Source organism: Sphingomonas sp. IC081 (assembly GCF_006874585.1).
In the GTDB taxonomy this organism is placed as follows: domain Bacteria; phylum Pseudomonadota; class Alphaproteobacteria; order Sphingomonadales; family Sphingomonadaceae; genus Novosphingobium.
In genome coordinates this window covers 2,334,826-2,347,376 of record NZ_CP029761.1, presented here as the reverse complement: position 1 = coordinate 2,347,376, position 12,551 = coordinate 2,334,826, and the positions used below count along the sequence as shown (strand labels likewise).

Genomic DNA, 12,551 nt, shown 5'->3' with positions numbered 1-12,551 from the left:
CTTACGTGCCCCGCGTATCGCCCCAGATGTGGATGTGCAGGCGGTCGGTGAAGCGATAGCCTTCCTGCGTGCAGATGTCCGAGAGCCAAGGTGACCTCTGCCGGATGACATCGCTGGAGCGGCCTTCCGGCATCAGGAATATCCGCTCGGCGGGGATATTGTAGCGCGCCTTGAGGGCGCGGACTTCGTCGACGTCGGCGGGTTCCGCAATCACGAACTTGAAGAAGGCCCGCGGATCGGCGGACCATGCCTCGAGCCGCTCGGGCACCAGTGCCAGTTCCGCCGGATTGCCGCTGTGCGACAGCTTGGGGCTGACATTGTATTGCTGCACCCGTGCATCGAGGCTGGCGTGCGGCGCCACCGAGCCGTTGGTCTCGATCTCCACGTGCATCCCCGGCCGAGCCTCGTCGAGCGCCGCCAGCATCCGGGCCAGCTGCGGGCCTTGCAGCAGCGGCTCGCCGCCGGTCACGACAAGGCGGTCGGGCGGGAGGTCCGCCACCATGCGCGCCACGTCGGCTTCCTCGGCCATGACCTGATTGGCCTTGCGCTCGAAGGCCAGATCGTCGCGGTGGAAGCGGTTATCGCCGGTGAAGCGCCAGGTATAGGCCGTGTCGCACCACTGGCAGGCGAGGTTGCAACGCGACAGCCGCACGAAAGTGCTGGGCCGCCCCATGCTGGCACCTTCGCCCTGAAGCGAGGCGAAGACTTCGGGTTCGCCGGGAGTGGTGGTGGCAAGGGCAAGCGTCACGGATGGTCTCGAATGCAAGGTTACGGTTTTGATGGGCGAGGTTGACACAGTTTACACGGTCCAGAGGAAAAAGTGTCACCTTGCGTCGGAGGTGTCACCTTGTGGCTGGTTTCGTGAGGAGAGAGCAGGGCGGTCACGCGCGCGAACGTGTCAGATGCGCGGTGAGTAGGAAAACGAAAACGACGAGCAGGGGGCGGACCAAATCCGTATCACCCAAAAACCGTCATCCCCGCGAAGGCGGGGATCCCGCTTTCTTCTTTGGCATGCAGGGGCGCGGAGAGCTGGTGGATTGCTGCGCAGTTCCTCTGCGTCTCTGCGTGAACTCCAAAAAGCGGGGCCCCCGCCTTCGCGGGGGTGACGAGGGGAGTGGGGGGGGGCGGTTCGGCTAAGTTCCGGCTTGGCCCCACTCCCCTCGGCTCTATCTTAACCCAGCCGCGCCAGCGCCGCCGCCAGACGCTCGGCTTCGGCCGAGTGGTGGGCGTGGTCGGCGCGGGCCTTGTCGATGGCCTCGGGCTTGGCCTTTTCGACAAAGGCCGGGTTGCCCAGACGCTTGTCGAGCGAGTCCCGTTCCTTGACCGAGGCGGCCATGGCCTTTTCCAGACGGGCCTTTTCGGCGGCGATGTCGATCACGCCTTCCAGCGGGATCGCCAGCGTCGCGTCGCCCGCGCCCACCTGCATGGCGGCACCGGCCGGAGCGGCCTCGAAGCGGATTGCGTCAAGGCGCGCCAGACGGTCGATCACGGTGGCGCTACGGCCGATCACCGCGCGGGTCGCGTCCGAGGGATCGGCGACATAGGCGGTGAGGCGCGCGCCCGGCGCGATGCCGAGTTCGGACTTGGCGCCGCGCAGGTTGCCGATGAGCGCGATCAGCCATTCGACTTCGGCCTTCGCCTCGGCGTCCACCGAGGCTTCCGGCGCGGGCCATGCGGCAACGATCAGGTCCTGATCGCGCGTGCCCATCTTGCTCCACAGCTCTTCGGTGACGAAGGGCATGAAGGGGTGGAGCATGACGAGGATCTGGTCGAGCACCCAGCCGGCGACGACCTTGGATTCCTCGTCGAAGTTGCCCCCAGGGACAGGCTTGATGAGTTCGATGTACCAGTCGCAGAACTGGTTCCACACGAAGTGGTAGATCGCGTTGGCAGCCGCGTCGAAGCGCAGGTCGGCCATGGCCTTGTCGAGCGCGGCGACGGTTTCGACGACTTCGCCGATGATCCACTTGTTGACTGCCGTGGTCGCCTTGGGGGCCGCGACGGAGGTGCTGGCGACGATGCCGTTGGACTGGCAGAAACGCGCGGCGTTCCACAGCTTCGTGGCGAAGTTGCGGTAACCCTCGACGCGCTTTTCATCCATCTTCACGTCGCGGCCCTGGCTCTCCATGGCGGCCATGAAGAAGCGCAGCGCGTCGGCGCCGTACTTGTCGATCAGGCCCAGCGGATCGACCACGTTGCCCTTGGACTTCGACATCTTCTGGCCGTCGGCAGCACGCACCAGACCATGGAGGTAGAGCCGCTTCCACGGCACTTCCTTCATGAAGTGAATGCCCTGCATCGCCATGCGCGCATCCCAGAAGAACAGGATGTCGAAGCCGGAAACCAGCAGGTCGTTCGGATAGTGCTTCTTCAGCAGCGGGGCATCTTCATCGGGCCAGCCGAGCGTGGCGAAAGGCCAGAGCGCGGAGGAGAACCAGGTGTCCAGCACGTCCTCGTCGCGGGTCAGCTGCTTGTTGCCGGCCTGCGCCTGTGCTTCTTCCTCGGTTTCGGCGACGAAGATCTCGCCGTCCTCGCTGAACCACGCCGGGATGCGGTGGCCCCACCAGAGCTGGCGCGAGACGCACCAGGGCTGGATGTTTTCCATCCAGTTGAAAAAGGTCTTTTCCCAGCTCTTCGGGACGATCTCGATCGCGCCCGAACGGACGGCTTCCAGCGGCGGGCCGGCCAGCGTCTGCGCATCGACGTACCACTGGTCGGTCAGCCAGGGTTCGATCACCACGCCCGAGCGGTCGCCGAACGGGGTCTGGATCACGCGGTCCTCGACCTTTTCGAGGAGCCCGTCCTCTTCGAGGAACTGGACGATCGCCTTGCGCGCCTCGAACCGGTCCATGCCGATGAACTGAGCGGGCACGAGGCCGTCCTGGGTCTGGCAGACATGGGCATCGGCATCGAGCATGTTGAGCATGTCGGCGGGCTTGAAGCCCGCACGCTTGCCGACCTCGAAGTCGTTGAAGTCATGGCCCGGGGTGATCTTCACCGCGCCGGAGCCCAGTTCGGGATCGGCGTGCTCGTCCGCGACGATGGGAATCTCGCGGCCGGTCAGCGGCAGGGTGACGGTGGCGCCGCGGGCCAGCAGGCCCTTGTAGCGCTCGTCCTCGGGATTAACCGCGACGGCCATGTCGGCCAGCATCGTTTCCGGGCGGGTGGTGGCGACGTGGATGTGGCCGGAACCGTCCGAAAGCGGATACTTGATGTGCCAGAAGTGGCCGTTGGTCTCGCGCGTCTCGACCTCGAGGTCGGAAATGGCGGTGCGGAACTTGGGGTCCCAGTTCACCAGGCGCTTGTCGCGGTAGATCAGGCCCTGCCTGTGCAGGTCCACGAAGACCTTGACCACGGCCTTGGTGAAGTGCGGATCCATCGTGAACTGCTCGCGGCTCCAGTCCATCGAGCAGCCGAGGCGGCGCAGCTGGCCGGTGATGGTGCCGCCGGATTCGGCCTTCCATTCCCAGACCTTGTCGATGAACGCCTCGCGCGTATAGTTGGCGCGCTTGTCGCCCCTGGCTTCCATCTGGCGTTCGACCACCATCTGGGTGGCGATGCCGGCATGGTCGGTGCCGACCACCCAGAGCGCGTCCTTGCCCTTCAGGCGTTCGTGACGGATCACGATGTCCTGCAGCGTGTTGTCCAGCGCGTGGCCGATGTGCAGCGATCCGGTGACGTTCGGCGGCGGGTTGACGATGGTGAACGGCTGCGCGTCGGCACGCTCGGGGCGGAACAGCCCTTCGCTTTCCCAATGCTGGTACCACTTCGCCTCGATCTGGGCGGGGTCGAAGGTCTTGTCGAGGGCGGCTTCTGGCCCGGCTGCTGGCGTTTCGGTCATGGCGCGGGGCTTTGCCAGCGCGGCGTCTCGCGCGCAAGTGCGCGTAGGGATTGCCGGCGCCGCCGCCATCAAATTGCCACGGAGTATTCGCAGGCAGTCCCTTGCAAAATCAACAATCCGCCGCGCCCGGGGAACCCCTTGCCGGTACAGGCATTTTCCCCCAATACGAGCGCACATGCGGGAATGGGCTGAATTCACTCTGTCGGGAAGCGACCAAGGCGGTGTCCACACGGTGGCGCTGAAGGGGCCGCTGTGCGTCCATTCGCTGGGCAACCTCGACGGCAAGCTGGCGGCCTGCGGCGGTCCGGTCGAGCGGATCGACATGTCCGGCGTCACCGACATCGACACGACCGGCGCCTGGCTGGTCAAGCGCTTCGCGGACGAGCATCACCTTGAAATCGTCGGCCAGAGCGAGGCGGCGGACCGGCTGTTCGCCGCCGTCGGCCGCGTGCCGGAGGAAGCGGCCGAGGTGCCCAAGGGGCCGGGGCTGCTGCTGCGCACGGTGGCCGAATTCGGCGACGTCGTGGTCAATTGGGGCAAGGGCTTCACCAAGTCGATCGGATTCCTCGGTGAACTGATCCTCGCCATGGGCGGCGTGATCCGCCATCCCTCGCGGTTGCGCGGCACCGCGCTGGTGTTCCACATGCAGCACGTGGGCATCAACTCGCTGTGGATCATCGGCCTGATGAGCTTCCTGATCGGCATCGTCATCGCCCAGCAGGGCGCGGTGCAGCTCGCGCAGTTCGGGGCGGAGATCTACACGATCAACCTCACCGGCCGCCTCGCCATGCGCGAACTGGGCATCCTGATGACCGCGATCATGGTCGCGGGCCGGTCGGGATCGGCCTTCGCGGCGCAGATCGGCACGATGAAGCTGACCGAGGAAGTGGATGCCATGCGCACGATCGGCGTCTCGCCGATGCAGGCGCTGGTGGTGCCGCGGGTGCTGGCGGCAATGCTGATGATGCCGCTGCTCGGCTTCTACGCCACGGTCCTGGCGATCATCGGCGGCGCCTTCATCGCCAATTTCGCGCTCGACATTCCCTTCCTCACCTTCCTTCAGCGCACGCAGGAAGTGGTGCCGACGACCGACATCTGGGTCGGTCTGCTCAAGGCGCCGGTCTTTGCGCTGATCGTGGCGCTGGCGGGGTGCTATCAGGGCATGCAGGTGACCTCCAACGCCGAGGAAGTGGGCGGGCGCACCACCCAGGCGGTGGTGACGGCGATCTTCACCGTCATCGTGCTCGATGCCTTCTTCGCGATCTTCTTCACCAAGATCGGCTGGAAATGACCGACCTTTCAAGCGATTATGAAGGCGAGTATCCGATCGTCGTCGAAGGGCTGGTCAATGCCTTCGACGGCTTCGTGGTGCATCAGGACTTGTCGCTGAAGGTCCGCAAGGGCGAGATTCTCGGCGTCGTCGGCGGCTCGGGCACGGGCAAGTCGGTGCTCATGCGCTCGATCATCGGGCTGCAGCAGCCGGAAGCGGGCGAGATCACCGTGCTGGGCCACCGTATGGGCGAATCCACCGACGAGGAAGGCATCGACCTGCGCTCGCGCTGGGGGGTGCTGTTCCAGGGCGGCGCCCTGTTCTCGACGCTGACCGTGGGCGAGAACGTGGAAGTGCCGCTCAAGCAGTTCTTCCCCGAGATCGCCGATGCGCTGCGCGCGGACATCGCGCGCTTCAAGGTGCGCCTCGCCGGCCTGCCCGAAGAGGCGGCGGCGAAGTATCCCAGCGAGCTTTCGGGCGGCATGAAAAAACGCGCCGGGCTCGCCCGGGCGCTGGCGCTCGATCCCGAACTGCTGTTCCTCGACGAGCCGACCGCCGGGCTGGACCCGATCGGTGCCGATGCTTTCGACCGGCTGACGCGCGGGCTCGCGGATACGCTGGGCCTCACGGTGTTCCTCATCACCCACGACCTCGATACCCTGCACGCCATCTGCGACCGGGTGGCGGTGCTGGCGGACAAGCAGGTGATCGCGGTGGGCACCATCCCCGAGCTTCTCGCGCTCGACCATCCGTGGATCCAGGAATATTTCAACGGCCCGCGCGGCCGTGCGGCGCTGGGCGCCAAGGACCAGATTTCGAACGACAGCACCGCGGAGGCGAGAGTCCCCGCGCTACACGATAATTCCGGCGCCTCGTCGGGTGAGCCGGAGGCATAGGGCAGCAGCATGGAAACACGGGCCAATCACGTCTGGGTCGGGGCGGTCACGCTGATACTGCTGGCGGCGCTGGCGGCGTTCATCATCTGGATTGCCCGCATCAACGAGACCGCGCGCAACGAATACGACATCTTCTTCAAGCAGTCCGTCGACGGTCTGGCGAGGGGGTCGGGTGTCGATTACGCGGGTGTTCCCGTGGGTCAGATCAAGGAAATCGAACTCTGGCCGCAGGACCCGAGCTTCGTGCGCGTGCGCATCCGGGTCGATCAGAAAGTGCCGGTGACGGTGGGTACCACCGCGACGATCCAGGGCAGCTTCACGGGCGTGTCCGACATCCAGCTCGAAGGCGCGGTCAAGGGCGCGCCGCTGCTGACCGAGCCGGGGCCGGAAGGCGTGCCGGTGATTCCGACCAAGCGGGGCGGTCTGGGCGAAATCCTCTCCAACGCGCCGCTGCTGCTGGAGCGTCTGGCCACGCTGACCGAGAACCTCAACCTGCTGCTCTCGGACGAGAACCGCAAGTCGCTCACCGGGATCCTCAAGAACACCGACAAGATGACCCGGGATCTCTCCGCCGCTTCGCCGGAAGTGCGCAAGACCCTGGTCCAGCTTCAGGGAACGCTCGACCAGGCGACCAAGACGCTGGCCGCATTCGAGGGCGTTGCCGGCAAGGCGGACAACCTGCTGGGCGATCAGGGCAATTCCCTGGCCGACCAGCTGCGCAAGACGCTCGCCTCGGCGCAGAAGTCGATGGACACGCTCGACCAGACCCTGCAGCACGCGCAGCCCGCCTTCGACAAGGTCTCGGGTGAGACGCTGCCAGCTGCCGAAGCGGCGATCCGCGATCTCCAGGCCACCAGCCGGGCGCTGCGGGCCGTCACCGAGAAGATCGACGAACAGGGCGCCGGCGCGCTGCTCAAGGGGCAGAAGCTGCCCACCTACAAGCCTTGAACGGGCAAGCCATGAAGAGGCTCGAGATGCGAACCGCCAAGATGATCGGAAACACGGTGCCGGGGATGAAAGCGGCCACGGGGGCGTTGCTGCTGACGGCCTGCCTGGCGCTGCCCGGCTGCATCAGCCTGGCGGCCAAGCCGCCCGAGCAGCTGATCCGCCTCACGAGCGAGGAAACCGCACCGGCAGGGGCGCAGGTGAGCGGCCAGCTGGCCGATGCCATCGTCGTCGCCGATCCCGAGGCCGATCGCAGCCTCGATGTCCTGCGGGTGCCGGTCAAGGTCGATGCCTCGGGCCTGGCCTATCTCAAGGACGCGGTCTGGACCGAAAAGCCGACGCGGCAGATGCGGACCCTGCTGGCCGAGACGCTGCGGGCGCGCACCGGCAAGCTGGTGGTGGAAGGCATCGGCTACGAGGTCTCCGGCAAGACGCTGATCGGCGGCCGCCTGCTCGAAATGGGGTATGATGCGCCGACCCGTTCGGTCGTCGTGCGGTTCGATGCGATCCGCACGGAGCGCGGCGGACCGATCACCACGCGCCGTTTCGAGGCGCGGGTGGCGGATGTGAAGCCCCAGGCGTCCAAGGTCGGGCCGGCGCTGAATCAGGCGGCCAACGACGTGGCGAGGCAGGTTGCCGACTGGGTCAAGACGCAATGAATGTGCGCCTGCGGGAAATTAAGTAATTAATGACAGTGTTTGTTATGATACTTTGATTTTCCGAAAGCCTCTTCGATATTCTATTTATTCAATTCGAATATTCTTGACAGGCAATTGCCCGGTTTGTGACGGCGAGCGGGATGGCCCATGTTTGCAGGCTTTTTTCAGGCGCCGCCAATGGCGCCTGTGGCGGTTCTGCAACGCTGGCGCCTTGCGGCCTCATAAGTCAACTATCTGACATTGCCTGAAATTTCTGCGCCTGTATCCGCCGTACCTCTTCGCACAGGGGTGCGGGGGCAAGAACAAGATTGCAGGAGTTTCCATGAAGAAGATCGCCATCGCGGCCACCGCCGTGCTGTTCGCCGTTCCGGCTGCCGCCAACGCACAGGCATACGTGCAGGCCCAGACCGGCCTCGACAGCGTGTCGGTCGATGGCGGTTCGTCGGAAGGCCTCACTTATGGCGTGGCCGCAGGCTACGACATCCAGGCCCGTGACGCGCTGTTCTTCGGTATCCAGGCCAGCGTTTCGGACAGCACCACCAAGGACTGCCTGCGCGATGTCGCCGTCGCGGACGACAAGCTCTGCGTGCGTTCGGGCCGTGACCTTGCAGCGGTTGCCCGCATCGGCACCAACGTCGGCGAGACCACCAAGCTCTACCTGCTGGGCGGCTACACCAATGCGCGGATCCGCGTGACCTACAATGACGGCACCAACAAGGACAGCGCCGGCACCAACCTCGACGGTTACCGCATCGGCGCGGGCTTCGAGCACGACTTCGGCGGCAACCTGTTCGGCAAGGTCGAGTACAACTACTCGAACTACGAGCATGGTTTCAGCCGCCACTACGCTCTGGCCGGGTTCGGCGTGAAGTTCTGATCTTTCGCGCGCAGGCGGCCTCGCGACCCGGCCGCGTGCGTTGCAGGGAGGCCCGTCCCGGCATTTGCCGGGGCGGGCTTTTTCCGTAGCAGCAGGGACTTTTCCCCTGCTCCCGCGTTTCCGTCAGCGCGCCAGGTTGGCGAAGCGGATGGCCAGCTTGAAGGCCTCGAACCGCGCCGCGCGGCGTTCGGCGGCCTCCCAGTCCTCGCCCCAGAGCTCGACCTGCCAGTCTTCCTCCAGGTTCGCGGCCTTCCACAGTGCCTCGGCATCGGCGCCGGGCTCGACCGCGGCGAGGGCGATCGTCAGCGAGGCGGCCAGGCTCGACAGCATGCGCAGCGCCGCCAGCGCGAAGGCATCCTGCCTGGCAAGAATGGCTTCGAGACGGGCGAGGGTCTCGGGCGGGACCGGCTTGTGGAGAATGCCCGAGACGCGCGGAAACGCGAGGCCATGGCGCGCCTCGATCCCGGCCAGCAGCGGTTCCCATACGGCCAGCTGGCGCTGGTAGAGCGCATCCTCGGGATCGGCGCGGTAGCACAGCGTGTCGGTTTCGGCGTAAGGCAGGATCTCGCGCAGGGCGAGCGCGGGGTCGCCGGCCATCGCGTCGAGCGCGAAGTCGGCAAGGTCGCGCAGCGGGAAGGTCGCGGTGTCGATCTCCTCGCCCTGGGCCGCCCATTCGGCGCCGAGCGCCTCCGCCATGGCCATGGTGGGCAGGACTTGCGGGCGGCCGCCGGCGGTCTTGATGCCGCGTCCGTCGAGCAGAACGCGCCAGCCGCCGTCCTGCGGGGCCTGGGTGACTTCCTTGTAGAAACGCTTCACGGGGGAGTTCCGGTTACCTGGGGCTGCGCCACTTGCGCGCCAAGAGGCGGGGGATGACAAAGACGTCGATCATGCCATTGAGGATGAGCACGTAGCCGAGCCAGAGCGGCGCGTGCAGCGTGTTCGCGCCGATGGCGAGCCCGCCGACGACGCAGGCGACACCGAACAGGCGCACCAGTTGCATGATGATCCAGCGGGACCGGGCGGGATCCTTGGCGGTCGAGGTCATGCGAGGAGGTGCTCCAGCAATTGCTGCGGGGTTTCGAAGACCTTTTCGGCCCCGGCGGCGATCAGTTCCTCGGGATGGTGGTAGCCCCAGTCGACGCCGATCGCGCGGGAGCCGGCATTGGCGGCCATCCTGATGTCGTAGACGGTGTCGCCGATCATCACCGTCTCGCCCGGCCGTGCGCCGGCATCGTCCATGGCTTCCTCCAGCATCGCCGGGTGCGGCTTGGAGGGGTGGCGGTCGGCGGTCTGGAGGGTGACGAACAGGTCCTTGATGCCGTTCGCCTCGAGGCAGAACGACAGGCCGCGGTCGGACATGCCGGTGGCGACGCCCAGCGTCCATCCGGCGGCTTGCAGGCCCCGCAGCACATCGGCGATGCCCGGGAACAGCGGCTGCGAGACGCGGCCCTCGCTGCGGGCCTGCCGGAAGGCAAGCTTGTAGGCGTCGGCCATGGCGTGCTGCTGCGCCTCGTCGCAGTCCGGCAGCAGCTGGCGCATGGCTTGCGGCAGCGACAGCCCGACGGCGCGGCGGATCAGCCCGCGCGAGGGGGCGGGAAGGCTGAACGCGGCAAACACCGCCTCCATCGCCTCGCAGATCGGGGCCTGTCCATCGACGAGCGTGCCGTCGCAATCGAAGACGGCGAATTTCATCCGACCAGATCCCTCATGAGTTGCGCCATCGCGCGCGAACCTTCGGATTCGAGCCCCAGCGCGACGCGTTCGCGTTCGTCGGCGGGTTTGTTCTGGGAAAGCTTGAAGGTCGGGCGCCAGGCCTGAACTTCCAGTTCGAAACCGACGATCGCGGCCTTGAGTCCGGCAAGATGGCCGGGTGAGACCTTGTCCATGGTCCAGGGCCGGCCCTGCGTCATGCGCGCCTCGTTGCGGGCGGAAAGGCCTTCGAGCAGGCCGGTCAGCCCCTCGTCGTCCATCGTGCGCACGCGGCCCTCCATTTCGACGCTGACATAGTTCCATGTCGGCACCTGCTCGCTGCTTTCATACCAGCGCGGCGAGACATAGGCATCCGGCCCGTTCACCACCGCCAGCACGGTGGCGCCGGCGATATGGCGGGTGAGCGCATTGCCGCGCGCCAGATGGAACTGCAAGGCGCCGTCCCCGGTCCACAGCAGCGGGGTATGGGCAACGCGCGGCCCGTCCGGCGTGGCGGCGAAGATCATGCCGAAGCCGACCTCCTCCACCAGCGCTTCGGCCATTGCACGATCGGCCGGACGGAACTGCGCGTTGGGGTGCATCAGCGCTTGCCGCGCGGCGCCGAGGGGCGTGAACCGCCCGGACCGGACGGCTTGCGCGGGCCGGACGGCTTGCGGGCACCGGCAGGCTTGCCGGGGCCAGTTTTACCGGGGCCAGCTTTACCGGGGCCAGTTTTACCAAGGCCGGGTTTGCCGGTCGCCTTGCGCGGACCAGCGGGTTTGCCGCCCGGCTTGCCCGCCGACTTGCCGCTGGGCTTCCCGCGCGAGCCGGGGCGTTCCGAGGCGCCGTCGCGGCGCGAGCGACGCTCGCCGCGGCGTTCCTTGCGGTACTGCTTGGCGTGGGCCTTGGCGGCGCGCTTTTCGTCGTCCTTGGTGAACTCCGGCGCGCTTTCGGGCAGTTCGGCGCCGTCGGCTTCGTCGAAGCCGAGCGATTCCATCGAGTTGGCGAAGTGCTCGGGCAGCGGCGCGGTCACGTCCAGCGGGGCGCCGTCGGGATGCTCGATGATCAGGCGGCGGGCGTGGAGGTGCATCTTGCGGCTGATCGTGCCGGAAAGGAACGCTTCCTGGCCGCCGTACTTGCCGTCACCGACGATCGGGTGGCCGATCGCCGCCATGTGGACACGCAGCTGGTGGGTGCGGCCGGTTAGCGGGTGCAGTTCCACCCATGCGGCGCGGTTGCCCGCACGGTCGAGCACGCGGTAGCGGGTGCGGGCCGACTGTCCGCCTTCCTCGTCCACGTACATCTTCTCGCCGCCGGTGCCCGGCTGCTTGCCGATCGGCAGTTCGATCATGCCGTCGTTGATGCTGGGCACGCCGACCACCAGCGCCCAGTAGATCTTCTTGGCGCTGCGCCCGGAAAAGCGCTTGGAGAAGAACGCGGCGCTGCCCGGCGTGCGGGCGACGAGCAGGACGCCCGAGGTGTCCTTGTCGAGGCGGTGGACAAGCCGCGGGCGCGGGCCCTTGTCCGCGTAAGCGTCGAGCAGGCCGTCGACATGCTCCTTCATGCCCGAGCCGCCCTGGGTGGCGAGGCCGGGGGGCTTGTTGAGCACGATGGCGGCGCGGTCCTGCGTCAGCACCATGGCGTCGGCGCGCTCGATCTCTTCCTCGGTCAGTTCGCGGCGCGGGCGGGCGGCGCGCACGCCGGGCTGCTGTTCGCCGCCGGGAGGAACACGCAGCGTCTGCCCGGCGGTGAGGCGGGTGTCGACATCGGCGCGCTTGCCGTCGACGCGGATCTGGCCGGTGCGCGCCCAGCGCGAGACCATCGCGAAGCCGACTTGCGGCAGGTGGCGCTTGAACCAGCGGTCAAGGCGGACGCCTTCGTCGTCGTGGCCGACGGTGAACTGGCGGACGATATCGGTATTCTCTGGGCGACTCATGCGGCGCTCCTCATGATGGTAAGGCCGAGGAACAGCGCGCTAAGGCCGGCGGCCAGCGAAATCGCGACGTAAAACACGGCAAGCCCCGGTTGTCCGCGCTGGGCAAGCGCGACCGTATCGAGGCTGAAGGACGAAAACGTGGTGAAGCCCCCTAGCACGCCCACGCCGACAAGCAGGCGCAGGTTTTCCCCGCCGGGCGCCATGCGGCCGAGCCAGCCGGCGAGCAGGCCCATGACAAGGCTGCCGACGATGTTCACCGTCAGGGTTCCGTAAGGGAACGCCAGGGCGCGGGCGGGGCCGAGCAGGACGGTCCAGGCATAGCCGACGCTGAAGCGCAGCCATGATCCGACCGCGCCGCCCAGCGCCACCAGGCCGGAGGCGAGGAGGAAGGAAGGTTGGGGCATCACGCCGCCTTAGCCGCGAATGCGCGGTTTTCCA

13 protein-coding genes are annotated in these 12,551 nt (G+C 66.9%); 5 read left to right on the top strand and 8 right to left on the bottom strand.

The features are described from left to right. Position 1: 1 nt before the first annotated feature. Together DM450_RS11245 and DM450_RS11240 are read right to left on the bottom strand one after the other, a co-directional pair. Complete coding sequence (locus DM450_RS11245; RefSeq protein ID WP_142634861.1) at positions 2-748, bottom strand: 7-carboxy-7-deazaguanine synthase QueE; 747 nt, start codon at positions 746-748, stop codon at positions 2-4. 423 nt (positions 749-1,171) lie between these two features. Further along, a complete protein-coding gene (locus DM450_RS11240) occupies positions 1,172-3,841 on the bottom strand; it encodes a valine--tRNA ligase (protein ID WP_142634859.1) in 2,670 nt (889 codons plus the stop codon). A gap of 175 nt (positions 3,842-4,016) precedes the next feature. On the opposite strand from DM450_RS11240, the gene DM450_RS11235 reads away from it, so the two are divergent. The 5 genes from DM450_RS11235 to DM450_RS11215 all read left to right on the top strand — a co-directional run bounded on the left by DM450_RS11235 (position 4,017) and on the right by DM450_RS11215 (position 8,488). Further along, complete coding sequence (locus tag DM450_RS11235) at positions 4,017-5,132, top strand: ABC transporter permease (RefSeq protein WP_142634857.1); 1,116 nt, start codon at positions 4,017-4,019, stop codon at positions 5,130-5,132. Next, the gene (locus tag DM450_RS11230) at positions 5,129-6,007 is read left to right on the top strand and encodes an ABC transporter ATP-binding protein (RefSeq protein ID WP_142634855.1); all 879 of its coding nucleotides are present in this window, start codon (positions 5,129-5,131) and stop codon (positions 6,005-6,007) included. The genes DM450_RS11235 and DM450_RS11230 overlap by 4 nt, the downstream gene beginning before the upstream one ends. A gap of 9 nt (positions 6,008-6,016) precedes the next feature. Beyond that, positions 6,017-6,955, top strand: coding sequence for an MlaD family protein (locus DM450_RS11225; RefSeq protein ID WP_142634853.1), 939 nt, complete (start codon positions 6,017-6,019; stop codon positions 6,953-6,955). Positions 6,956-6,996: 41 nt separating this feature from the next. Next, on the top strand, positions 6,997-7,611 hold the full coding sequence (locus DM450_RS11220; RefSeq protein WP_142637784.1) for an ABC-type transport auxiliary lipoprotein family protein: 615 nt from the start codon (positions 6,997-6,999) through the stop codon (positions 7,609-7,611). A gap of 322 nt (positions 7,612-7,933) precedes the next feature. Next, entirely contained in the window at positions 7,934-8,488 is a 555-nt protein-coding gene (locus DM450_RS11215; protein ID WP_142634850.1) for an outer membrane protein, read from the top strand. A gap of 123 nt (positions 8,489-8,611) precedes the next feature. Here the strand turns inward: DM450_RS11215 and DM450_RS11210 are convergent, their stop codons facing one another. From DM450_RS11210 to crcB, 6 genes are read right to left on the bottom strand one after another with little or no spacing between them, the layout of a single operon-like run. After that, positions 8,612-9,304, bottom strand: a complete 693-nt coding sequence (locus tag DM450_RS11210; protein WP_142634848.1) for an ATP12 family chaperone protein — start codon at positions 9,302-9,304, stop codon at positions 8,612-8,614. Between the two features lie 13 nt (positions 9,305-9,317). Continuing rightward, the gene (locus DM450_RS11205) at positions 9,318-9,533 is read right to left on the bottom strand and encodes a hypothetical protein (RefSeq protein WP_142634846.1); all 216 of its coding nucleotides are present in this window, start codon (positions 9,531-9,533) and stop codon (positions 9,318-9,320) included. After that, complete coding sequence (locus DM450_RS11200; protein WP_142634844.1) at positions 9,530-10,180, bottom strand: HAD-IA family hydrolase; 651 nt, start codon at positions 10,178-10,180, stop codon at positions 9,530-9,532. Before DM450_RS11200 ends, DM450_RS11205 begins: the two co-directional genes overlap by 4 nt. Continuing rightward, on the bottom strand, positions 10,177-10,779 hold the full coding sequence (locus DM450_RS11195) for an FMN-binding negative transcriptional regulator (protein ID WP_142634842.1): 603 nt from the start codon (positions 10,777-10,779) through the stop codon (positions 10,177-10,179). The genes DM450_RS11200 and DM450_RS11195 overlap by 4 nt, the downstream gene beginning before the upstream one ends. Continuing rightward, positions 10,779-12,113: an RluA family pseudouridine synthase gene (locus DM450_RS11190; RefSeq protein ID WP_142634840.1), complete on the bottom strand. Its 1,335-nt coding sequence runs from the start codon at positions 12,111-12,113 to the stop codon at positions 10,779-10,781. Before DM450_RS11190 ends, DM450_RS11195 begins: the two co-directional genes overlap by 1 nt. Continuing rightward, on the bottom strand, positions 12,110-12,517 hold the full coding sequence (gene crcB / locus DM450_RS11185; protein ID WP_142634837.1) for a fluoride efflux transporter CrcB: 408 nt from the start codon (positions 12,515-12,517) through the stop codon (positions 12,110-12,112). Before crcB ends, DM450_RS11190 begins: the two co-directional genes overlap by 4 nt. Between the last annotated feature and the right edge of the window lie 34 nt (positions 12,518-12,551).

What these genes read in the sequence shown, in the direction of transcription:
- DM450_RS11195 (WP_142634842.1), bottom strand. Translation starts at nt 10,779, where the DNA reads ATGCACCCCAACGCGCAGTTCCGTCCGGCCGATCGTGCAATGGCCGAA.
- DM450_RS11225 (WP_142634853.1), top strand. Translation starts at nt 6,017, where the DNA reads ATGGAAACACGGGCCAATCACGTCTGGGTCGGGGCGGTCACGCTGATA.
- DM450_RS11200 (WP_142634844.1), bottom strand. Translation starts at nt 10,180, where the DNA reads ATGAAATTCGCCGTCTTCGATTGCGACGGCACGCTCGTCGATGGACAG.
- DM450_RS11205 (WP_142634846.1), bottom strand. Translation starts at nt 9,533, where the DNA reads ATGACCTCGACCGCCAAGGATCCCGCCCGGTCCCGCTGGATCATCATG.
- DM450_RS11190 (WP_142634840.1), bottom strand. Translation starts at nt 12,113, where the DNA reads ATGAGTCGCCCAGAGAATACCGATATCGTCCGCCAGTTCACCGTCGGC.
- DM450_RS11230 (WP_142634855.1), top strand. Translation starts at nt 5,129, where the DNA reads ATGACCGACCTTTCAAGCGATTATGAAGGCGAGTATCCGATCGTCGTC.
- DM450_RS11215 (WP_142634850.1), top strand. Translation starts at nt 7,934, where the DNA reads ATGAAGAAGATCGCCATCGCGGCCACCGCCGTGCTGTTCGCCGTTCCG.
- DM450_RS11220 (WP_142637784.1), top strand. Translation starts at nt 6,997, where the DNA reads ATGATCGGAAACACGGTGCCGGGGATGAAAGCGGCCACGGGGGCGTTG.
- DM450_RS11240 (WP_142634859.1), bottom strand. Translation starts at nt 3,841, where the DNA reads ATGACCGAAACGCCAGCAGCCGGGCCAGAAGCCGCCCTCGACAAGACC.
- crcB (WP_142634837.1), bottom strand. Translation starts at nt 12,517, where the DNA reads ATGCCCCAACCTTCCTTCCTCCTCGCCTCCGGCCTGGTGGCGCTGGGC.
- DM450_RS11235 (WP_142634857.1), top strand. Translation starts at nt 4,017, where the DNA reads ATGCGGGAATGGGCTGAATTCACTCTGTCGGGAAGCGACCAAGGCGGT.